This is a genomic window from Micromonospora sp. NPDC005299, from assembly GCF_042872345.1.
GTDB lineage: Bacteria > Actinomycetota > Actinomycetes > Mycobacteriales > Micromonosporaceae > Micromonospora.
This window is the reverse complement of record NZ_JBIAKG010000012.1, coordinates 185,054-204,948: the sequence shown is the minus strand read 5'-3', so window position 1 is coordinate 204,948 and position 19,895 is coordinate 185,054. Positions and strand designations below refer to the sequence as shown.

Genomic DNA, 19,895 nt, shown 5'->3' with positions numbered 1-19,895 from the left:
GGTCAGCGGACGCTGCGGGCGAACTGCCGGGCGGCCCAGACCACCCCGGCGACGGCGAGCACCGCGATGATGGTCAGGCCCTGCCAGACCTTGTCGTTGCTCAGGTCACCGGCGAAGAGCGCCCGGACGCCGTCGACGGACCAGGAGAACGGGTTCCACTTGGCGACGCCCTGGAGCCAGCCGGGGGCGAAGGTCAGCGGCAGCAGGATGCCGGAGAGCAGCAGCACCGGCTGGGCCACGGTGTTCATCAGCGGGGCCAGCGCGTCCTCGCTCTTGACCTTGAGCGCGACGCCGTAGGAGACGGCCGAGGTCATGAGTGCGATGAGGGCCAACATCAGGTACGCGAGCAGCAGGTAGCCGATGAAGACGCGCAGGTCGAACAGGAGCGCCAGCAGGGTGATGATGACCGCCTGCGCGACCAGCGAGACCACGTCGCGCAGCGAGCGACCGAGCAGCAGGGCGAGCCGGCTGACCGGGGTGACCCGGGACCGCTCGATCACCCCGGCGCGCAGCTCGGCGATCAGGCCGAAGCCCTGGAACAGGCCGCCGAAGATGGCCAGCAGCACGAGCAGGCCGGGCACGAAGATCTTGTATGCCTCGGCCTGGGTCGGCGCGTTCAGCGCGGGCTTGAGCAGCGGGGCGAAGAGCAGCAGGTACATCACCGGCTGGAAGACGCCGACGAAGACCCACACGGGGTTGCGCAGCAGCAGTTGGATCTGGCGCTGGAAGATCAGCCAGGTGTCGCGGGCGAGTTTCATGACAGTGCTCCCGATGCTCAGGACTCGCGCAGCGAGCGGCCGGTCTTGGTGAGGAAGACGTCGTCGAGGCTGGGGCGGTGCAGCTCGATCGAGCGCAGCTCCAGCCCGGCGTGGTCGAGGCGGCGCAGCACCTGCGGGATGGCGGTGGCGCCCTCGTCGACGTAGAGGCGCAGGCCGCCCTCGTCGGCGGTCTCCAGCTTGCTGACGTACGCCTCGGTGTCGAGCAGTTCGGCGGCCTGCGGGGTGGAGGCCGCGTCGAGGCCGACCAGCACCACCTCGCCGGAGATCTCGCGCTTCAGCTCGGCCGGGGTGCCCTCCGCGACCACCTCGCCGTGATCCATGATCGCGATCCGGTCGCAGAGCGCGTCGGCCTCGTCGAGGTAGTGCGTGGTGATGAAGACGGTCATGCCCTCGGTGCGCAGCCGGCGGATCTCGTCCCACATGTGCGCCCGGCTCTGCGGGTCGAGGCCGGTGGTCGGCTCGTCCAGGAAGACGATCTTCGGTTCGTGGATGATGCCGAGCGCGATCTCGACCCGCCGGCGCTGGCCGCCGGAGTAGGTCTTGCACTTGCGGTCGGCGTACTCGCTGAGCTGGAAGGCGTCCAGGGCGCGGGTGGCCCGGCGGTTCGCCTCGGCCTTGGCGATGCCGTAGAGCCGGGCGTGCAGCACCAGCTCCTCGCGGGCGGTGGACTCGTCCCAGGTGCTGCCGCCCTGGGCCACGTAGCCGATGCGCCGGCGCACCTCGGCCGGGTCCTTGCGCAGGTCGGCCCCGGCGATGGTGGCCTCGCCGCCGTCCGGCTCGATGAGGGTGGCGAGCATCCGCAGGGTGGTGGTCTTGCCGGCGCCGTTGGGGCCGAGGAAGCCGAAGATCTCCCCCTCGGCCACCTCGAGGTTGACGCCACGGACCGCGTCCACGGTCTTCGTCTCGCGACCCGCGCGGGAGCGGAACGACTTCCGCAGCCCCCTGGTCTCGATCATGTCTGCTCCTGGTCCTCCGGGCCGGACGCGACCGGCCGCCGATGGTCCGCGAGGAGGACGCACGGCTTCCCCACGGCTCGCGCAGAGAGTAACGCGATATAACTCTTGTGGTCAACGTTGATTATTCCGCGTCGGTGGCGCCGTCCGTCCAGCCCGACCACCCCTCGGCCTGCTCCAGCCCAGCAGGCAGGTACGACACTCCGGACTCGATCCGCTCGGCGATCCGCTCGCACCAGGCCATGTCCGCCTCGGCCCGGGCCAGCCAGAGCTCGAACATCCAGCCGACGTGCACCGGCTTGCGGTTGCGCACCCAGTCCGACTCCAACGAGGCGCGCATCGACTCAACGCCGGCGCGGATCAGGTTCGCCCGGTTGCGCAGCGCCGCCGCCGCCTCGTCGCGCGGCATGGCCGGCAGGAACGAGAAGGCCGCCGCGAACGGATCCGGCGGCTCGTTGAGCTGCCACCACTGCGCCCGCAGCAGGGTCTCGAACTCCTCGTCCCCCTTCGGCGTCACCTCGTAGGTGGTGCGGGCGGGGCGGGCGCCGACCTGCTCGACGGAGACCGTCCGGAGCAGCCCCTCGTCGGTGAGCTTGCGCAGCGCGTGGTAGATCGAACCGGGCTGCACGTTGGCCCACTTGTCCGCGCTCCAACTGAGCAGCTCACGGCGTACGTCGTAGCCGTGCACCGGCTGCATCCACCGCACCAGGCCCAGAATCATCATCCGTGTTGCCGACACCGGACAAGCGTAATAGCCAAATTTGACTACAGTGCGGCATCCCACACTGAGCGATCGTTAGGGCCGAATCCCCGGCCGATACACTCCCGGCAACGACCTCGGGAGGAGCCACCAAGGTGCGCAAGGTACTCATCGCCAACCGCGGCGAGATCGCCGCTCGCGTCATCCGCGCCTGCCGCGACGCCGGCCTGGCGAGCGTCGCCGTCTACGCGGACTCCGACCGGGACGCCCTGCACGCCACTCTCGCCGACGAGGCGTACGCCCTGGGCGGCGACACCGCGGCCGACAGCTACCTGCGGATCGACAAGCTGATCGACGTGGCCGCCAAGGCCGGCGCCGACGCGGTGCACCCCGGCTACGGCTTCCTCTCCGAGAACGCCGACTTCGCCCAGGCCGTCATCGACGCCGGGCTGACCTGGATCGGCCCCACCCCGCAGGCGATCCGCGACCTCGGCGACAAGGTGACCGCCCGGCACATCGCCCAGCGGGCCGGCGCGCCCCTGGTCCCCGGCACCCCGGACCCGGTCGGCAACGCCGACGAGGTGATGGCCTTCGCCGTCGACCACGGCCTGCCGGTCGCCATCAAGGCGGCCTTCGGCGGCGGCGGGCGCGGCCTCAAGGTGGCCCGCACCATGGAGGAGATCCCGCACCTGTTCGAGTCGGCCACCCGCGAGGCGGTCGCCGCGTTCGGCCGGGGCGAGTGCTTCGTCGAGCGCTACCTGGACCAGCCCCGCCACGTCGAGGCGCAGGTCCTGGCCGACCAGCACGGCAACGTGATCGTGGTGGGCACCCGCGACTGCTCGCTCCAGCGCCGGCACCAGAAGCTGGTCGAGGAGGCGCCGGCGCCGTTCCTGACCGAGGCCCAGCGCCGGCAGATCCACGACAGCGCCAAGGCGATCTGCCGGGAGGCCGGCTACCACGGCGCCGGCACGGTGGAATACCTGGTCGGCGCGGACGGCACCATCTCCTTCCTGGAGGTCAACACCCGGCTCCAGGTGGAGCACCCGGTGACCGAGGAGACGGCCGGCGTCGACCTGGTCCGCGAGCAGTTCCGCATCGCCGACGGCGAGAAGCTCCGGTTCACCGAGGACCCGACGCCGCGCGGGCACGCGATCGAGTTCCGGATCAACGGCGAGGACCCGGGCCGCAACTTCCTGCCCGCCCCGGGCACCATCACCGCGCTGCGGCTGCCCACCGGCCCGGGCGTCCGGGTCGACACCGGCATCTCGGCCGGCGACGTGATCGGCGGCAACTTCGACTCGCTGCTGGCCAAGGTGATCATCGTCGGAGAGACCCGCACGGAGGCGCTGGAGCGGGCCCGCCGCGCGCTGGACGAGATGGTCGTCGAGGGCATGGCCACCGCGCTGCCCTTCCACCGCCTGGTGGTCCGCGACGAGGCGTTCACCGCCGAGCCGTTCACCGTGCACACCCGGTGGATCGAGACCGGGTGGAACAACACCGTCCCGGCCTTCACCGCCCCCGCCGGCGCCGTCGAGGGCCCGGCCGAGCGCGAGACCGTCGTGGTCGAGGTGGGCGGCAAACGGCTGGAGGTCACCCTCCCGACCGGCCTCGGCGGGGGTACGGTGGCCGCCGCGCCCGCCGGGAAGAAGCCGGCCCGCCGGGGCGGCGGCGCCAAGGCCGGCGCCGCGGTCGGCGGCGACGCGCTCACCTCGCCGATGCAGGGCACCATCGTCAAGATCGCCGTGGCGGACGGGGACACCGTCGCCGAGGGCGACCTGGTGGTGGTCCTCGAGGCGATGAAGATGGAGCAGCCCCTGCACGCCCACAAGGCCGGCACGATCAGCGGCCTGTCCGCCGAGGTCGGCGCGGTCATCACCGCCGGCGCCGCCATCTGCACCATCTCCTGACGTCCGCGGCGGTCCCGCCGGCCGGGGTGGTTTGGGCCACCAGCGGCGGCAGGACCGGCGGCGAGCAGGAATGATGGCCGGGTGCGGTTCCTTCATGGCGCGGTTCCCGCGCACGACCTGACCTACAACGACGTCTTCATGGCGCCCAACCGTTCCGAGGTGGGCTCCCGGCTCGACGTCGACCTGGCCGCGGCCGACGGCACCGGCACCACCATCCCGCTGGTGGTGTCGAACATGACCGCGGTCGCCGGCCGGCGGATGGCCGAGACGGTGGCCCGGCGCGGGGCCATCGCGGTGATCCCGCAGGACATCCCGATCGAGGTGGTGGCGAACGTCGTCGCCTGGGTCAAGCAGCGGCACCTGGTGCACGACACCGCGATCACGCTCGGCCCGACGGACACCGTCGGCGACGCCATCCACCTGCTGCCGAAGCGGTCGCACGGCGCGGTGGTCGTGGTGGACGAGGCCGGCCGCCCGCTCGGCGTGGTCACCGAGGCGGACACCGTCGGGGTGGACCGCTTCGCCCAGCTCCGGCACGTGATGTCGACCGAACTGCACACCGTGCCGGCGGACGCGGACCCGCGTACCGGCTTCGACCGGCTCTCGGCGGGCCGGCGGCGGCTCGCCCCGGTGGTGGACGCCGAGGGCCGCCTGGTCGGGGTGCTGACCCGGTCGGGCGCGCTGCGCGCCACGCTCTACAAGCCGGCCGTGGACGACCGGGGCCGGTTGCGCGTCGCCGCCGCGGTGGGCATCAACGGCGACGTGACCGGCAAGGCGGCCGCCTTGCTGGAGGCCGGGGTGGACACCCTGGTGGTGGACACCGCGCACGGGCACCAGGAGCGGATGATCTCGGCGCTGCGGACGGTCCGCAAGCTCGACCCCGGGGTCCCGGTGGCGGCCGGCAACGTGGTCACCGCGGACGGCGTACGCGACCTCGTCGAGGCGGGCGCCGACATCATCAAGGTCGGTGTCGGGCCGGGCGCCATGTGCACCACCCGGATGATGACCGGCGTGGGCCGCCCGCAGTTCTCCGCAGTGCTCGACTGCGCCGCGGCGGCCCGCTCGCTCGGCCGGCACGTCTGGGCCGACGGCGGCGTACGCCACCCGCGGGACGTGGCGCTGGCGCTGGCGGCGGGCGCCTCGAACGTGATGATCGGCTCCTGGTTCGCCGGCACCTACGAGTCCCCCGGCGACCTCTACACCGACGCCGACGGCCGCCGCTACAAGGAGAGCTTCGGCATGGCCTCGGCCCGCGCGGTGAGCGCCCGGACGGCCGAGGACAGCGCGTTCGACCGGGCCCGGAAGGCGATCTTCGAGGAGGGCATCTCCTCCGCCCGGATGTACCTGGACCCGGCCCGGCCGGGCGTCGAGGACCTGATCGACGAGATCATCTCCGGGGTACGCAGCGCGTTCACCTACGCGGGCGCGCGCAACCTGGAGGAGTTCCACGAGCGGGCGCTGGTCGGCGTGCAGAGCACCGCCGGCTACACCGAGGGCATGCCGCTGCCGACGAGCTGGTGACCCCGGCGGCCGGGCCCTCGCCACAGCGGGACGAGGGGCCCGGCCGTCAGGGGAAGAGCCGGCCGATCACGGCGCGGGCGGCGGCCTCCGGGTCGGGGCCGACCCGGGGCGGCAGGGCGCCGGAGAGCCAGAGCGTGGCGAAGCCGTGCACGATCGACCAGGCCGCCAGCGCGTCGACGTCCGGCCCCCGCCCGGTGCGCCGGGCCACGCCGGTGCGCAGCAGCTCGCCGGCCCGGGTCCGGGCGGCCACCACCTCGGGGTCGTCCGCCCGGTAGAGGTCGGGGCGGAACATCACCTCGAAGTGCGCCCGGTGCCGGACCGCGAACCCCACGTACGCCACCCCGGTGTCGACCAGTTCGTCGCCGGCGTCGCGCAGCGCCTCGGCCAACAGCTCGAAGCCCTGGGCGGCGAGCGCGGTGAGCAGCCCGGCCTTGTCGCCGAAGTGGTGGGCGGGGGCGGCGTGCGAGACGCCGGCCCGGCGGGCCAGGTCGCGGAGGCTCAGCACGGCCGGGCCGGACTCCGCCATCACCTCCACCGCCGCGTCGAGCAGGGCGCGGCGCAGGTCGCCGTGGTGGTACGCGCGGGACTGGGTCACGCGCACCACCCTAACTTGCCATCGACAAGATGCCTCTGCCGGCGACACCGCGAAATTAGTTTGGGGCCTGACCGTTCGGGGGCTAACCTAGCGCCCGTGAACATGGGACCGCTCGTCCGCTTTCCCGACGCGCTGCAGCACGCGCCGCTCGGCCGGCTCATCTCGATCGCCGGGCACATCGTCGAACAGCACTGGGGCCGCTACCTCGCCGAGCACCACGGGCTCACCTCCGCCGGCATGCGGGTGCTGCTCGTCCTGCTGCGGGCCGGCGACAGCACCCACCGGGAAATGGCCGAGCGGTGCTTCGTCCGGCCGGCAACCCTCACCGGCATCGTCGACACGCTGGAGCGCGACGGCTTCGTGGCCCGCAACCGGGATCCCCACGACCGACGCAGCGTGCAGCTCAGCCTGACCGACAAGGGCCGGAAGCACGCCCTCGCCATCATCGACCTGATCCACAGCAACCGGCCACTGACCTCGGTCGACGCGGACCCGGCGAAGCAGGCGGTGATCCGCGAGTTCCTCACGGAAATCATCACGAGCATGTCCGACGGGGACCTTCGGCGGTTGAACCGGGACAGCGAGTCCGACACCGAAGACCCACCGGGGAGCCGTCCGTGCTGATCCGCCTGCTCCGTACCCACCTGCGCCCCTACCGGCGGTTGCTGGCCGCGGTGGTGGCCTTCCAGTTCGTCGGCACGATGGCGTCGCTCTACCTGCCGAGCCTCAACGCCGACATCATCGACCGGGGCGTGGCCCGCGGCGACACCGACCAGATCATGCGTACGGGCGGCTGGATGCTGCTCGTCAGCCTGCTCCAGATCGCCTGCTCGATCGTCGCCGTCTACCTCGGCGCGAAGACCGCGATGGGCTTCGGCCGGGACGTCCGGGCCGGCATCTTCGCGCACGTCAACAGCTTCTCCGCCCGCGAGGTGGCCCGGTTCGGGGCGCCCTCCCTGATCACCCGGAACACCAACGACGTCCAACAGGTGCAGATGCTCGTGTTGATGAGCTGCACCATGCTGGTCGCCGCGCCGATCATGAGCGTCGGCGGCGTCGTGATGGCGCTCCAGGAGGACGTGGGGCTCTCCTGGCTGATGCTGGTCTGCGTGCCGGTCCTGGCGATCACGCTGGGCCTGATCACCCGGCGGATGGTCCCGGGCTTCCGGCTCATGCAGACCCGGATCGACACGGTCAACCGGGTGCTGCGCGAGCAGATCACCGGCATCCGGGTGGTCCGGGCCTTCGTCCGCGAGCCGTACGAGACGGAACGCTTCCGGGTGGCGAACACCGACCTGACCGCGACCGCCCTGCGGATCGGCCGGCTCCAGGCGCTGATCTTCCCGGTGGTGATGCTGGTGCTCAACGTCTCCAGCGTCGCGGTGCTCTGGTTCGGCTCCGAACGCGTCGACTCCGGCCAGATCCAGATCGGCGCGCTCACCGCCTTCCTGCAATACCTGATGCAGATCCTGATGGCGGTCATGATGGCCACCTTCATGCTGATGATGGTGCCCCGCGCGGCGGTCTGCTCCGAGCGGATCGTCGAGGTGCTCGACACCGAGTCGTCGGTCGTGCCGCCGATCGAACCGATGATCGCGATGACCCGCCGCGCGGAGCTGGAGTTCCGCCGGGTCGCCTTCCAGTACCCCGGGGCGAGCGCGCCGGTGCTGCACGACATCTCGTTCCGAGCCACGCCCGGCCGGACCACGGCCATCATCGGCTCCACCGGCGCCGGCAAGACCACCCTGCTCACCCTGATCCCCCGGCTGGTCGACCCGACCGCCGGCGCCGTGCTGGTCGACGGGGTGGACGTGCGGCTGCTGGAACCCGACGAGGTGTGGCGCCGGATCGGGCTGGTGCCGCAGCGGCCGTACCTGTTCAGCGGCACCGTCGCCAGCAACCTCCGCTACGGCAACCCGGACGCGAGCGATGCCGAGCTCTGGGCGGCGCTGGAGATCGCCCAGGCCCGGGATTTCGTCGCCGAGATGCCGGGTGGGCTGGACGCGCCGATCGCGCAGGGCGGCACGAACGTCTCCGGCGGCCAGCGGCAACGGCTCGCGATCGCCCGCGCGCTGGTCCGCAAGCCGGAGATCTACCTCTTCGACGACTCCTTCTCCGCGCTCGACCTCGGCACGGACGCCCGGCTGCGGGCCGCGCTGAAGCCGGTCACCGCGGACGCGGTGGTGGTGATCGTGGCGCAGCGGGTCTCCACGATCGTCGACGCCGACCAGATCATCGTGCTCGAGGACGGGGGCATCGTCGGGATGGGACGACATGACGACCTGCTGGTGACCTGCCCGACGTACGCCGAGATCGTGGCGTCCCAGCAGACGGCGGAGGTGACGGCATGACCGCCGTACCCGGGCAGAAGCCGGCGCCGGAGGCGAAGGCCGACGGGGGGCCGCCGCAGCGGCTGCCCGCGGCGGCCGCACGGCGCGGCGGCGGCGGGCCGCCGTGGATGGGCGCCGCCATGCCGGCGGAGAAGTCCATGAACTTCGGACCGTCCGCCCGCCGGCTGCTGGGCCGCCTCCGGCCGCACCGGTTCTCGCTGACCGCGATCATCACCCTGGCGGTGGCCAGCGTCGGCGCGAGCGTGATCGGGCCGAAGATCCTCGGGCACGCCACCGACATCATCTTCGCCGGGGTGGTCGGCCGGCAGATCCCCGCCGGCACCACCCAGGAGCAGGCGGTGGCGGCGGCCCGGGCCGCCGGCAACGACAACTTCGCCGACATGCTGGCCCGGATGGACGTGGTGCCCGGGGCGGGCATCGACTTCACGGCGCTGGGCCGCACGCTCACCCTGGCACTCGCCCTCTACCTGGGCGCCAGCCTGCTGATGTGGTGGCAGGGCTGGCTGCTCAACGGGGTGGTGCAGCGGACCGTGCTGCGGCTTCGCGCCGAGGTGGAGGAGAAACTCAACCGGCTGCCGCTGCCCTACTTCGACAAGCAGCCCCGGGGCGAGCTGCTGAGTCGCGTCACCAACGACATCGACAACATCTCGCAGACCCTGTCGCAGACGCTGAGCCAACTGCTCAGCGCGCTGCTCACGGTGGTCGGCGTGCTGGCCATGATGGTCTGGATCTCGCCGCTGCTGGCCCTGGTCGCCCTGGTGGCGGTGCCGCTGTCGGTGGTCGTCACCCAGCAGATCGCCAAGCGGTCGCAGCGCCGGTTCATCGCCCAGTGGCGGCACACCGGTGAGCTGAACGGCCTGATCGAGGAGACGTACACCGGCCACGAGCTGGTCAAGGTCTTCGGCCGGCAGCGCGAGGCGCAGGCCGCCTTCGCGGCCAAGAACGAGGAGCTGTTCCGGGCCAGCTTCGGGGCCCAGTTCATCTCCGGGATCATCATGCCGGCGATGATGTTCGTGGGGAACCTCAGCTACGTCGCGATCGCCGTGGTCGGCGGGCTGCGGGTGGCCTCCGGGTCGATGAGCCTGGGCGACGTGCAGGCGTTCATCCAGTACTCGCGGCAGTTCACCCAGCCGCTCACCCAGATCGCCTCGATGGCCAACCTGCTCCAGTCCGGGGTGGCCTCGGCCGAGCGGGTCTTCGAGGTGCTCGACGCCGAGGAGCAGGCCCCGGACCGGCCCGCGCCGCCCCGAGTCACCGGGCGGGTCGAGTTCGAGCACGTCTCCTTCCGCTACGACCCGGACAAGCCGCTCATCGACGACCTCTCGCTGGTGGCCGAGCCCGGGCACACGGTGGCGATCGTCGGCCCGACCGGCGCCGGCAAGACCACCCTGGTCAACCTGGTCATGCGGTTCTACGAGCTGGACGCCGGCCGGATCACGCTGGACGGGGTGGACATCAGGTCGATGAAGCGAGCCGAGCTGCGCGGCAAGATCGGCATGGTGCTCCAGGACACCTGGCTCTTCGGCGGCACCATCCGGGACAACATCGCGTACGGCCGGCCGGCCGCCACCGAGGAGGAGATCCTGGCCGCGGCCCGGGCCACCTTCGTGGACCGGTTCGTGCGCAGCCTCCCCGACGGCTACGACACCGTGATCGACGAGGAGGGAAGCAACGTCAGTGCCGGCGAGAAGCAGCTCATCACCATCGCGCGGGCGTTCCTCGCCGAGCCGTCGCTGCTCATCCTCGACGAGGCGACCAGCTCGGTCGACACCCGCACCGAGGTGCTGCTCCAGCGGGCCATGGCGGCGCTGCGCACCGAGCGGACCAGCTTTGTCATCGCACACCGGCTCTCCACCATCCGCGACGCCGACCTGATCCTCATGATGGACCAGGGCCGGATCGTCGAGCAGGGCACGCACGACGAGCTGGTCGCCGCGAACGGCGCCTACGCCGAGCTCTACCGGTCGCAGTTCTCCGCCGCGGTGGTCGACGAGGAGGCTGCCGCGCCGCTGCCGGTCGGCGGACCGCCCGGACGGCCTGGCGGTGGACCCCCCGGGCGGCCCGGCGGTGGACCGCCCGGAGGGCCCGGTGGCGGACCGCCCGGGAAGCCAGCGGCCGCGCCGGCCGGGCGCTGACGTGGACACCACGAGCGGCGACCCGGCCGGACCGGCACGCCGGCGGTCAGGCCGGCGGGAGCAGGCCGGCCGAGCGGGCGGCCACCACGGCGCCGACCAGCCCCAGCGCGTCGGCCGCCGGCATCGGGTCGAGCCCGCGCCCGTCACGCAGGCGCAGGGCGACCGATCCGTCGGCAACCTCCCGGCGGCCGATCACCCCGACGTACGGCACCTTCCGCCGGGCCGCGTCGCGGATCCGGGCGCCCAGCGAGCCGGCCAGGTCGACCTCGGCCCGCAGCCCGGCCGCCTCCGCCCGCCGGGCCAGCTCGATGGCCGCGTCGGCCTGCCCGTCGTCCACCGGCAGCAGCACCAGCTGCACCGGGGCGTACCAGGCCGGGAAGGCGCCGGCATGCACCTCGATGAGGTACGCGAAGAGCCGCTCCATGCTGCCGACCAGGCTCCGGTGCACCATGACCGGCCGCTTCCGGCGCCCGTCCGCGTCGGTGTACGACAGGTCGAACCGCTCCGGCTTGTCGAAGTCGAGCTGGATGGTGGAGATGGTCGACTCCCGGCCGGCCGCGTCCACGATCTGGATGTCGATCTTCGGGCCGTAGAAGGCGGCCTCGCCGGGGCCCTCGTGGTAGTCCACCCCGTCGAGCGCGGCGCGGAGCAGCTCCTCGGCCCGCGCCCAGTCGGCGTCGTCGCCGACGTACTTCTCCCCCGGCCCGCGCAGCGACAGCCGGAACCCGGCCGACCGGACGCCGAGTGCGGCGTGCGCCTCGCCGATCAGCCGGAGGATCTCGCGCACCTCGTCGCCGACCTGCTCCAGCGCGCAGAAGTTGTGCGCGTCGTTGAGCGAGATGGCGCGCACCCGGGACAGCCCGCCCAGCACCCCCGAGCGCTCCGCCCGGTACATCCCGCCGATCTCCGCGACCCGCAGCGGCAGCTCCCGGTAGGAGCGGCCCCGGGCACGGAAGACCAGCGCGTGGTGCGGGCAGAGCGCCGGGCGCAGCACGAACTCGTCGTCGGCGCTCAGCCGCATGGGCGGGAACATGTCGTCGGCGAAGAAGCCGAGGTGACCGGAGAGCTCGAACAGCTCCCGTTTCCCGAGCGGCGGCGAGTAGACGTGCCGGTAGCCGGTCCGGCGCTCCAGCTCCCGCACGTACTCCTCGACGGCGTGCCGGGCGGCGGCGCCGGCCGGCAGCCAGATCGGGAGCCCGGCGCCGGCCAGCGGGTCGGAGACGAACAGCTCCAGGTCCCGGCCGAGCCTGCGGTGGTCGATCATGTCGCTCTCCTTGATCGGGTACGACCCGGAGGCGAGCTGACCCGGAACGCCGCGAGGCCCCGGAGCGGATCGCCCCGGGGCCTCGTCGACGGAAACGTCAGTGCGGCACGCCGGGGATACCCGGCGTCGTGGTCACCACCGCGCTGCGCATGCGGCGACGGTACGCGCGGCGACGCGGCGGACGCACCTGGATTTCGCGACGCACCTGAACCTGGTGCGGTGGGGGCGGGTCGCCGGCACGGGACCTGCCGGCGACCCGCGGCGGCCCGGCCGTCGGGAACGGGGGACCCGACGTCTCCGGAGCCGCGCGCCGACAACGGTACGCCGCCGATCGGCGATCCGCCGCCCGCCCCGGTGGCCGGCGACGCCTCGGCAGGTCGTCACATTCGGCGGCGCTGCATCGTTGAACACCAGTGGCCTGCTGGTGTCGGCCGTCACCGCCGGGCAGGGCTCCTCGCGGTGACGCGGGACATGCCGTCAGGCTCGGTGCGGTCGAACGGGGAACTCCGGCGAGGTGGCGGTCGTGGCCGAACTCATCTCTGACGTCGCGTCGCCCACCTGGGCGTACGCGGTGCTGCTCACACTGCTGGTCGCCGACGCCTTCGTGCCGGTGGTGCCGACTCAGGTCGTCATGATCACCAGCGGGGCACTGACCGTCTACGGCGGGCTCAGCCTGCCGCTGACCATCGCGGTCGGCGCGGTCGGCGTCTTCGCCGGCGACCTCGCCTGCTACCTGCTGGGGCGCACCGCCCCGACCCGCCGCGAACCGCGACACGCGACGCCGGGACGGGCCCGCCGAGCCGCCGCCCGGGTCACCCGTGGGCTGCGCGAACCGGGGCCGCTGGTGATCCTGCTCTGCCGGTTCGTGCCCGGGGGCCGGATGGCGGCCTGCTTCTCGGCCGGGCGCAGCCGCTACCCGTACCGCCTCTTCGTCCTCTACGAGGCGGCCGCGGCCACCTGCTGGGCCGCGTACGGGACGCTGGTCGGCCACCTCGGCGGCGCCGCGCTGACCGAATCGGCGTGGCGGCTCCTGCTGATCGGCGGGGCGGCGGCGGCCGGGTTCGCGGCGGCGGGCTGGGCGATGACGGTGATCAGCGCCCGCCACTCCCGCACGGCCGGCGAGGCGACGGCCGTCCCCCTGGCGGACGCACGCTTTCCGGAACACCTCATCAGCCTGAAGGAAGACCAGCCATGACCCACGAAGCGAACCCGCGCGACGCCAGAGCCAGGGCCACGAAGGTCGACCCCACCTGGGACGAGCCCGATCGCGTGGCTCGGCGTGCCCATCTGCGGGAGCAGATGCTCGCCTCGGTCAGCGGTGTGCAGCTCGCCGAGATCCGCGAGCAGTTGGGCATGAGCCAGGCGCAGCTGGCCGAGGCCGCGGGGCTGCCGCCCGCGAGGATCAGCCAGATCGAGAACGGGGAGAGCAGCAACCTGGAGACGCTGAAGGCCTACGTGACGGGCCTCGGCGGGCGTCTCGACATCGTCGCCCGGGTCGGAAACATCCAGCTCGACGTGGCCTGAGTCCCGCCCACCCCCGGACAGTCGGTAGGGGGCGACCCCCGGATCGAAGTGGGTGGTGGTCCCGGATCCGTTTCGGGCGGTTCCGGCGACAGGCTGAGGCATGCCTGGAACCCGGAGCAGTGGTCTGCTGGCCCTCGGCGGGATCGCCGTGGCGGCGGTGCTCGCCGTCCTCGGTCACCTTGAGGTGAACGACGACCTGAATCCCTGGTCGCTGACCGTCAGCGACTTCGCCGTCTCCGAACGGGGCGGCGTCATCGACACAGCCATGGCCGTGCTCGCCGCGGCCACCGTCGTCCTCCTGCCGGCGCTGCGCCGGGCCGGCGCGGGCCGGCTCGCCGGGCTGCTGCTGGTGGCCTGGTCGGCCGGACTGATGGCCGCCGCGGTGGTGCCCACCAACGAGCCGGGGCTGCCCATGGACACCGCCGCCTACCTGCACCGGTACGCCTCGGTGGTGGCCTTCCTGGCCCTGCCCGTCGCCGGCTGGCTGCTCGCCCGGCGGCTCGGCGGGCGGGCCGCCGGGTGGGTGCGCGGGCTCGCCCTGACCAGTCTCGTGCTGGCCGCGGCGATGGTCTGGTCCGCCTACCCCGGCGACCGGCTGCTGATCGGCCTCGCCGAACGCCTGCTCATCCTCGCCGAGGTCGCCCTGCTCGCGGTGGTCGCGGCCACGCTGGCCGGGCGCCGGACCCGCGAGGCGGCGGCGCCCCGAGCCTGGGAACACCGCCACATCGCCGGGGTGGTGCTGCGGGACCGCGAGGTCACTCCAGCTCGTGGAGCATGAGCTGGCGGGCGGCCTCGGTGATCGAGCCGGACAGGCTCGGATAGATCGTGATGGTCTGGGCCAGCTCGTTGACGGTGAGGTTGTTCTCCACCGCCATGGTGATCGGCAGGATCAGCTCGCTGGCCTTCGGCGCGACCACCACGCCGCCGATCACCTGGCCACTGGCCGGCCGGCAGAAGAGCTTGACGAAGCCGTCGGCCAGGTCGGCCATCTTCGCCCGGGCGTTGCCGGAGAGCGGCAGCATCACCTGGCGGGCCGGGACCTTGCCGGCGTCGACCTCGTCCTGCGAGACGCCGACGGTGGCGAGCTCCGGGTCGGTGAAGACGTTCGCCGCGACGGTACGCAGCCGCAGCGGCCGGACCGCCTCGCCGAGCGCGTGCCACATGGCGATGCGGCCCTGCATGGCGGCGACGCTGGCCAGCAGCAGCACCCCGGTGCAGTCGCCCGCCGCGTAGATGCCGGGGACGTTGGTCCGGGAGACCCGGTCGACCGTGACGTAGCCGCCCCGGGCCAGCTCGACGCCGTACTCGGCGAGACCCAGGTCGGCGGTGTTGGGGATCGAGCCGACCGCGATCAGCGCGTGCGAGCCGGCCACCACGCGGCCGTCGGCGAGCACCACCTCGACGCCGTCGCCGATCCGGCGGACCGCCTCGGCGCGGGAGTTGTTGAGGATGGTCATGCCCCGGTTGCGGAACACCCGCTCGATGGCCGAGGCGGCGTCGGCGTCCTCGTGCGGCATGACCCGGTCCCGGCTGGAGACCAGGGTGACCTCGACCCCCATGGCCAGGTAGGCGCTGGCGAACTCGGCGCCGGTCACGCCGGAGCCGACCACGATCAGGTGCTCGGGCAGCTCGGGCAGGTCGTACACCTGGCGCCAGGTCAGGATGCGCTCGCCGTCGGGCACGGCGGTGGGGAGCTGGCGCGGGGTGGAGCCGGTGGCGATCAGCACGGTGGTGGCGGCGATCGAGTATTCGGCGCCGCCGTCGGCCGGGGTGACGATCACCCGGTGGGTGTGACCGAGGGTGTCCTCGCCGAGCCGGGCGGAGCCGGCGACGAACTCGACGCCGGCCTTCACCAGCTTGGCGTGGATGTCGGCGGACTGGGCGAGGGCGAGCCGCTTGACCCGCTCGTGCACGGTCCGGGCGTCGACCGTGACCGCCTCCAGCCCGTCGGAGTGCACCCCGAACTCCTCGGTGTCCCGGTAGCCGGTGACCACCTCGGAGCTGGCGATGAAGGTCTTGGACGGCACGCAGTCGGAGAGCACGCAGGCGCCGCCGGCCCCCTCCGCCTCGACCACGGTCACATCAGCGTCCAGCTGGGCGGCGACCAGCGCCGCCTCGTACCCGGCCGGCCCCCCGCCGATGATCACGATCTGGCTCACAGCGCTCGCCCCTCGTCAGTGCTCACAGTGACTTTCTTCTCCCCGTCGCGCTCGACACGCACCGTCGTATTCTCCCCCACCCGTCGGCGGGGCTATCGTCATCGCCGTGCGTCTTTACGCCGCTTACGGCTCAAACCTGGACCCCGCCCGCATGCGTGCCTACTGTCCGCATTCGCCGATGGTGGGAACCGGCTGGCTGGAGGGGTGGCGGCTCACCTTCGCGGGCGAGGACGTCATCGGCTGGGAGGGCTCGGTCAGCACCGTGGTCGAGTCGCCGGGTGACCGGGTCTTCGTGGCGCTCTACGACATCCACCCGTACGACGCGGCCCAGCTCGACGAGATCGAGGGCGTGACCTCCGGGACGTACCGCAAGCTGACCGTCCGCGTCTCGACGCTGGACGGGGACGTGACCGCCTGGGTCTACGTCTTCGACGGTTACGAGGGTGGCCTGCCGACGTCGTGGTACCTGTCGGAGATCGCGAACGCGGCGGAGAAGGCGGGCGCGCCGGACGACTACGTCACCGAGCTGCGGTCCCGCCCCACCGGCACCGCGTCCGCGTAGCGCGTATCCCACGACTCCAGTTTGCTCCGGCCGGTTCCTTGACGGGGCGGCGACCCCGCGGCGGGTCGCGTATCACACACCCGCGGCGAGGACGCTCCGCTCGTACATGTCGGTCCAGCGCGCCTCGGCCAGCCCGACCGAGCGGTAGAGGGTGACCGGGGCGGTCGGGTTGGCCAGGTCGACGCCGAGACCAGCCTCGGTCCGGCCCTTGGCCGCGTAGACGGCGAAGGCCCGGCGCAGCAGTGCCGCCCCCACCCCGCGCCGCCGGTACGCGGGCAGCACGGACAGCGTCCGGACCCAGCCCATGTCCTGGTCCAGCGCCTGATCGGAGGACTGGAGGGCGCCGGCCGGCGCGCCCTCGACCTCGGCCACGAACCACTCGTCCCACACCTTGCCGGACGAGGGGAGCGCCTCGCGCCACCGCTCGAAGTTGACCGGCTCGTAGTCCGGGGTGTCCCGGAACGCGGTGTCGAAGATCCGGTGGAACAGCCGCAGGTCGGCCTCGTCGTCGACGCGCAGCGGCCGGACGGTCACCCCGGCCGGGGGCGGCGGCGCCTCGGCGGGCAGGTCGGCCAGCGAGCGGGTCATCCGGATGTACCGCTTGATCCGGGTGAAGCCGGCCTCGGACAGCTCCTTCGCCCAGCGGGTCTCGGGCGCGAAGACGCCGGTCCGGGCGGTGAGGGCGGGCAGGCCACGTTCGGCGGCCCGCTCGGCGACCCGGTCGAGCAGCCGGACCAGCAGCGGGGCGCGCAGGTCGGCGGCGCGGTCCGGGTCCACCAGGACGTCCACCCACTCCCGGCCCACTCCGGTGGGGTTGCTCAGGATCGTCCAGGCCACCGCGGTGCCGTCCGGGTCGGTGACCAGCCAGGAGTCCCGGGCCGGGTGGACGAACGGCGCGGTCAGGGCGTCCCGGACGTCCTCGGCGTCGAAGTCGGGGTAGCCGACGGCGAAGGTGTCGGCGGCGTGCACCACCGCCAGGATCGCGGGCACGTCGTCGAGGGTGGGTCGGCGGGCGATCCAGCCGGCGGGGAGCGTCACGCGGCCGATCCTGGCAGCCGCCCCGGCGGCGGCGCTCCCCATTTATCCGCCGCGGACGTGCAGCCGTGCGGCGGTGAGCAGGTTGAGCAGTTCCGCGCCCTCGCCGGGGCCGAGCGCCCGGAACGCCGGGGACACCAGCCGGTCGGTCACCGCCTCGGCCCAGAGCCGCCGCCGCACCAGCGGCCCCACCGGTGGATACGGCGGCGACCAGCCGCACGCCGCGGCTCCGGCGTCCCCCTCGGGCCCGGCCAGCACCGCCTCCAGCGGTGTCATCCCGGCGGCCCGCACCGCCAGCAGGTACGCCCCGGCGAAGTGCTCGCGGAGCAGCAGCAGCGCGACGGCCGCCCGGGCGCCCGGCGCGGGGTCGTCGACCGGCATGGCCCGCCAGGCGGCGAAGAGCGGCATGCCGCTGCCGTCCGCCGCGTCGACCGTCCGGCGCAGCAGCGCGGCGAGGCGGGACGTCTCCGGGGCGTCGCCCAGGTTGGTGGCGCCCCAGCGGCAGCACTCGGCCAGGTTCGCGCCCGCCACCTCCAGCGGCGGGACGGTGCGCACGGCGGCGTCCCAGCCGTCGGCGACGGCCTCCGGGGCGATGAAGCCGAGCGCGGCGGCCACCGTCTCGGCGCGGACGTCGCCGAGCGCGCCGGCGCGGCCGGTGATGTAGAAGGCCCAGCCGGAGATGCCGAGCAGCCGGGCCCGGCGCAGCGTCGACGGGCAGCGGGAGAACGCCTCCCCGAGCTCCAGCACCAGCGGCTTGCTGGCGGCGGCGACCTGCTCCGGGGTCATCGGCGGCACCCCACCGTCCGTCCACCGTGGTCATCCATCACGATCAGTCTGCCTCGTGACCACCCTCCGCGGCATCCCCCTCTTCGGCGTCCAGCGCCTCCAAGGCGGCCTCCACCTCACCGGTGCGCCGGCGGGCGGCGGTGAGCGCGCGTTCCGCGCCGCGACGGGCCAGCTTGGCCCGGCTCAGCTCCTGCTCGGCGACGGCCCGGCGGCGTTCCAGCTCGGCCAGTTCCGTCTCGATCCGGTCCAGCGTCGCCCCGCCGTCCCGTTCCGCGTCGGTGGCCTCGGTCAGCTCCGACTCGGCCCGGTCCTGGTCGTCGCGGGCCTTCGCCAGCTCGCGTTCCACGGCCCGGCGGCGCTTCGCCCGCTCGGCCCGGGCCGCCCGCTCGGCGGCCCGCTCGTCGCGCGTCCGCCGGCTCTCGGCCCGCTCGGCCGCCCGGTCGGGTACGGCGGGTTCCTCCTCGCCACCCCCGGTGACCAGCCGCAGCTGCGGCCGGGGCACCTCGCCGAACCCGGCGTAGTGGGTGGACCGCAGCAGCCGGCCGGCGCGTACCTGTTCGGCCACCTCGGTGTCGGAGAGCGCCGCGTTCAACGTCGCCTCGACCTCGCCGAGCGGCAGCTTCCCGACCGGTGGGGCGGCCGGCTCGGCGGCGGCCAGCTTGCGGACCTCGGCGACGAGCGCGCCCACGACCGCCCGGCGCTGCGCGGAGAGCTCACGGAGCTTGCCGCCGCGCAGGTCCCGCTGGGCGGAGCGGAGCGACTCGGCGAGCTGCGCCAGGTCGGCGACCAGCTCCGGGCGCTTGATGGCGAGCAGATTGACCAGCCAGGCGGCGACGGTGGGCCGGCGCAGCTTGCCGATCTCCCGGGCGGCCTTCGGGTCGCCGGCCCGGCGCGCCTCGGCGACCGCGGCGTCCCGGGCCGCGACGAACCGGTCCGGCGGCGTCGCGTAGAGCCGCTGGACCAGGTCGGGGGGTGGACCGGCCATGCGTGCTCAGGCGTCGATCCGGGTGCCCGGTTCCAGGCGCCGGTACTCGGTCTTCGACAGCGCGGTGTACTGGCGGTCGAGCACGCCGAAGCCGTTGGCGTTGAGCAACGCGTCGTGCAGCGCGAACGCCCGCCGCGGGGCGACCGCCCGGATGAAGTCGACCACCTCGGAGAACTTCGACCAGGGCGCGTGGATCGGGGCGAAGAGCGTGTCCACCTGGACGTCGTCGGGGACGACGAGCGCGTCGCCGGGGTGGTAGACGACGTCGTTGAACAGGTAGCCGAGGTTCGGGACGACGGGGATGTCCGGGTGGATGACCGCGTGCTCGCCGCCGTACGCGCGGACCGCCATGCCGGCCGCGGTGAACGACTCGCCGGGCGCGACCACGGTCAGCGCCTCGGCGGTGTCGCCGAGCACCCCGGCGAGCGAGGCCGGGCCGTGCACCCGGACGGGCCGCCGGTCCAGCGCCCGGGTCAGCGCCTCGACGTCCACATGGTCCGGGTGCTCGTGGGTGATGAGCACCGCGTCGGCCCCGTCCAGCGCCTCCGGATCGCTGAAGACTCCGGGGTCCACGACCAGCACTCCCCCGTCGTGCTCCAGCCGGACGCAGGAGTGGGCGTATTTGGTGAGGTGCATCGT

Annotated in this window: 19 protein-coding genes; 9 read left to right on the top strand and 10 right to left on the bottom strand. The window is 73.3% G+C overall.

Annotated elements, in window-relative coordinates; translation table 11 throughout:
• Nucleotides 1-2: 2 nt before the first annotated feature.
• The 3 genes from ACFYPD_RS28520 to ACFYPD_RS28510 all read right to left on the bottom strand — a co-directional run bounded on the left by ACFYPD_RS28520 (nt 3) and on the right by ACFYPD_RS28510 (nt 2,456).
• A complete protein-coding gene (locus ACFYPD_RS28520) occupies nt 3-758 on the bottom strand; it encodes an ABC transporter permease (RefSeq protein WP_107076419.1) in 756 nt (251 codons plus the stop codon).
• Nucleotides 759-775: 17 nt separating this feature from the next.
• The gene (locus ACFYPD_RS28515; protein ID WP_387119917.1) at nt 776-1,735 is read right to left on the bottom strand and encodes an ATP-binding cassette domain-containing protein; all 960 of its coding nucleotides are present in this window, start codon (nt 1,733-1,735) and stop codon (nt 776-778) included.
• A gap of 121 nt (nt 1,736-1,856) precedes the next feature.
• Nucleotides 1,857-2,456 carry a PadR family transcriptional regulator gene (locus tag ACFYPD_RS28510; protein WP_387120009.1) on the bottom strand — a complete coding sequence of 200 codons (600 nt, stop codon included), beginning with the start codon at nt 2,454-2,456 and terminating at the stop codon, nt 1,857-1,859.
• Nucleotides 2,457-2,587: 131 nt separating this feature from the next.
• Between ACFYPD_RS28510 and ACFYPD_RS28505 the strand changes: the two genes are divergently transcribed.
• Complete coding sequence (locus ACFYPD_RS28505; RefSeq protein ID WP_387119914.1) at nt 2,588-4,339, top strand: acetyl/propionyl/methylcrotonyl-CoA carboxylase subunit alpha; 1,752 nt, start codon at nt 2,588-2,590, stop codon at nt 4,337-4,339.
• A gap of 81 nt (nt 4,340-4,420) precedes the next feature.
• Nucleotides 4,421-5,860, top strand: coding sequence for a GuaB1 family IMP dehydrogenase-related protein (locus tag ACFYPD_RS28500; RefSeq protein WP_387119911.1), 1,440 nt, complete (start codon nt 4,421-4,423; stop codon nt 5,858-5,860).
• 46 nt (nt 5,861-5,906) lie between these two features.
• On the opposite strand, the gene ACFYPD_RS28495 is transcribed toward ACFYPD_RS28500, so the two are convergent.
• Nucleotides 5,907-6,455: a TetR/AcrR family transcriptional regulator gene (locus tag ACFYPD_RS28495; protein WP_387119908.1), complete on the bottom strand. Its 549-nt coding sequence runs from the start codon at nt 6,453-6,455 to the stop codon at nt 5,907-5,909.
• A gap of 102 nt (nt 6,456-6,557) precedes the next feature.
• Here ACFYPD_RS28495 and ACFYPD_RS28490 point away from each other — a divergent pair, with 102 nt between their 5' ends.
• From ACFYPD_RS28490 to ACFYPD_RS28480, 3 genes are read left to right on the top strand one after another with little or no spacing between them, the layout of a single operon-like run.
• A complete protein-coding gene (locus ACFYPD_RS28490) occupies nt 6,558-7,079 on the top strand; it encodes a MarR family winged helix-turn-helix transcriptional regulator (protein ID WP_387120006.1) in 522 nt (173 codons plus the stop codon).
• A complete protein-coding gene (locus tag ACFYPD_RS28485) occupies nt 7,073-8,806 on the top strand; it encodes an ABC transporter ATP-binding protein (RefSeq protein WP_387119905.1) in 1,734 nt (577 codons plus the stop codon). The genes ACFYPD_RS28490 and ACFYPD_RS28485 overlap by 7 nt, the downstream gene beginning before the upstream one ends.
• Complete coding sequence (locus ACFYPD_RS28480; RefSeq protein ID WP_387119902.1) at nt 8,803-10,941, top strand: ABC transporter ATP-binding protein; 2,139 nt, start codon at nt 8,803-8,805, stop codon at nt 10,939-10,941. The genes ACFYPD_RS28485 and ACFYPD_RS28480 overlap by 4 nt, the downstream gene beginning before the upstream one ends.
• A gap of 46 nt (nt 10,942-10,987) precedes the next feature.
• Here the strand turns inward: ACFYPD_RS28480 and thrS are convergent, their stop codons facing one another.
• A complete protein-coding gene (gene thrS / locus ACFYPD_RS28475; RefSeq protein WP_387120004.1) occupies nt 10,988-12,220 on the bottom strand; it encodes a threonine--tRNA ligase in 1,233 nt (410 codons plus the stop codon).
• A gap of 508 nt (nt 12,221-12,728) precedes the next feature.
• On the opposite strand from thrS, the gene ACFYPD_RS28470 reads away from it, so the two are divergent.
• The 3 genes from ACFYPD_RS28470 (at nt 12,729) to ACFYPD_RS28460 (ending at nt 14,507) form a co-directional block, all read left to right on the top strand.
• Nucleotides 12,729-13,400 (top strand): DedA family protein, encoded by a 672-nt coding sequence (locus ACFYPD_RS28470; RefSeq protein ID WP_387119899.1) that lies wholly within the window; start codon nt 12,729-12,731, stop codon nt 13,398-13,400.
• Nucleotides 13,397-13,729 (top strand): helix-turn-helix domain-containing protein, encoded by a 333-nt coding sequence (locus tag ACFYPD_RS28465; RefSeq protein ID WP_387119896.1) that lies wholly within the window; start codon nt 13,397-13,399, stop codon nt 13,727-13,729. The genes ACFYPD_RS28470 and ACFYPD_RS28465 overlap by 4 nt, the downstream gene beginning before the upstream one ends.
• Before the next feature lie 100 nt (nt 13,730-13,829).
• Complete coding sequence (locus tag ACFYPD_RS28460) at nt 13,830-14,507, top strand: DUF998 domain-containing protein (protein ID WP_387119893.1); 678 nt, start codon at nt 13,830-13,832, stop codon at nt 14,505-14,507.
• On the opposite strand, the gene ACFYPD_RS28455 is transcribed toward ACFYPD_RS28460, so the two are convergent.
• The gene (locus ACFYPD_RS28455; RefSeq protein WP_387119890.1) at nt 14,485-15,888 is read right to left on the bottom strand and encodes an NAD(P)H-quinone dehydrogenase; all 1,404 of its coding nucleotides are present in this window, start codon (nt 15,886-15,888) and stop codon (nt 14,485-14,487) included. The genes ACFYPD_RS28460 and ACFYPD_RS28455 overlap by 23 nt on opposite strands.
• Nucleotides 15,889-15,994: 106 nt before the next feature.
• Here ACFYPD_RS28455 and ACFYPD_RS28450 point away from each other — a divergent pair, with 106 nt between their 5' ends.
• The gene (locus ACFYPD_RS28450) at nt 15,995-16,450 is read left to right on the top strand and encodes a gamma-glutamylcyclotransferase (protein ID WP_091260426.1); all 456 of its coding nucleotides are present in this window, start codon (nt 15,995-15,997) and stop codon (nt 16,448-16,450) included.
• Nucleotides 16,451-16,522: 72 nt separating this feature from the next.
• Here the strand turns inward: ACFYPD_RS28450 and ACFYPD_RS28445 are convergent, their stop codons facing one another.
• From ACFYPD_RS28445 to ACFYPD_RS28430, 4 genes are read right to left on the bottom strand one after another with little or no spacing between them, the layout of a single operon-like run.
• The gene (locus ACFYPD_RS28445) at nt 16,523-17,488 is read right to left on the bottom strand and encodes a GNAT family N-acetyltransferase (protein WP_387119888.1); all 966 of its coding nucleotides are present in this window, start codon (nt 17,486-17,488) and stop codon (nt 16,523-16,525) included.
• A 42-nt stretch (nt 17,489-17,530) separates the two neighbouring features.
• Complete coding sequence (locus tag ACFYPD_RS28440; protein ID WP_387119885.1) at nt 17,531-18,271, bottom strand: hypothetical protein; 741 nt, start codon at nt 18,269-18,271, stop codon at nt 17,531-17,533.
• Nucleotides 18,272-18,314: 43 nt separating this feature from the next.
• Nucleotides 18,315-19,256, bottom strand: a complete 942-nt coding sequence (locus ACFYPD_RS28435) for a hypothetical protein (protein ID WP_387119881.1) — start codon at nt 19,254-19,256, stop codon at nt 18,315-18,317.
• Nucleotides 19,257-19,262: 6 nt separating this feature from the next.
• Nucleotides 19,263-19,892 carry an MBL fold metallo-hydrolase gene (locus tag ACFYPD_RS28430; protein WP_387119878.1) on the bottom strand — a complete coding sequence of 210 codons (630 nt, stop codon included), beginning with the start codon at nt 19,890-19,892 and terminating at the stop codon, nt 19,263-19,265.
• Between the last annotated feature and the right edge of the window lie 3 nt (nt 19,893-19,895).

Bases quoted from the DNA above. Each gene is read 5' to 3' on its own strand.
- ACFYPD_RS28520 (WP_107076419.1), bottom strand. From the start codon at position 758: ATGAAACTCGCCCGCGACACCTGGCTGATCTTCCAGCGCCAGATCCAA.
- ACFYPD_RS28515 (WP_387119917.1), bottom strand. From the start codon at position 1,735: ATGATCGAGACCAGGGGGCTGCGGAAGTCGTTCCGCTCCCGCGCGGGT.
- ACFYPD_RS28510 (WP_387120009.1), bottom strand. From the start codon at position 2,456: ATGATGATTCTGGGCCTGGTGCGGTGGATGCAGCCGGTGCACGGCTAC.
- ACFYPD_RS28490 (WP_387120006.1), top strand. From the start codon at position 6,558: ATGGGACCGCTCGTCCGCTTTCCCGACGCGCTGCAGCACGCGCCGCTC.
- ACFYPD_RS28480 (WP_387119902.1), top strand. From the start codon at position 8,803: ATGACCGCCGTACCCGGGCAGAAGCCGGCGCCGGAGGCGAAGGCCGAC.
- ACFYPD_RS28465 (WP_387119896.1), top strand. From the start codon at position 13,397: ATGACCCACGAAGCGAACCCGCGCGACGCCAGAGCCAGGGCCACGAAG.
- ACFYPD_RS28460 (WP_387119893.1), top strand. From the start codon at position 13,830: ATGCCTGGAACCCGGAGCAGTGGTCTGCTGGCCCTCGGCGGGATCGCC.
- ACFYPD_RS28440 (WP_387119885.1), bottom strand. From the start codon at position 18,271: ATGACCCCGGAGCAGGTCGCCGCCGCCAGCAAGCCGCTGGTGCTGGAG.
- ACFYPD_RS28435 (WP_387119881.1), bottom strand. From the start codon at position 19,256: ATGGCCGGTCCACCCCCCGACCTGGTCCAGCGGCTCTACGCGACGCCG.
- ACFYPD_RS28430 (WP_387119878.1), bottom strand. From the start codon at position 19,892: ATGCACCTCACCAAATACGCCCACTCCTGCGTCCGGCTGGAGCACGAC.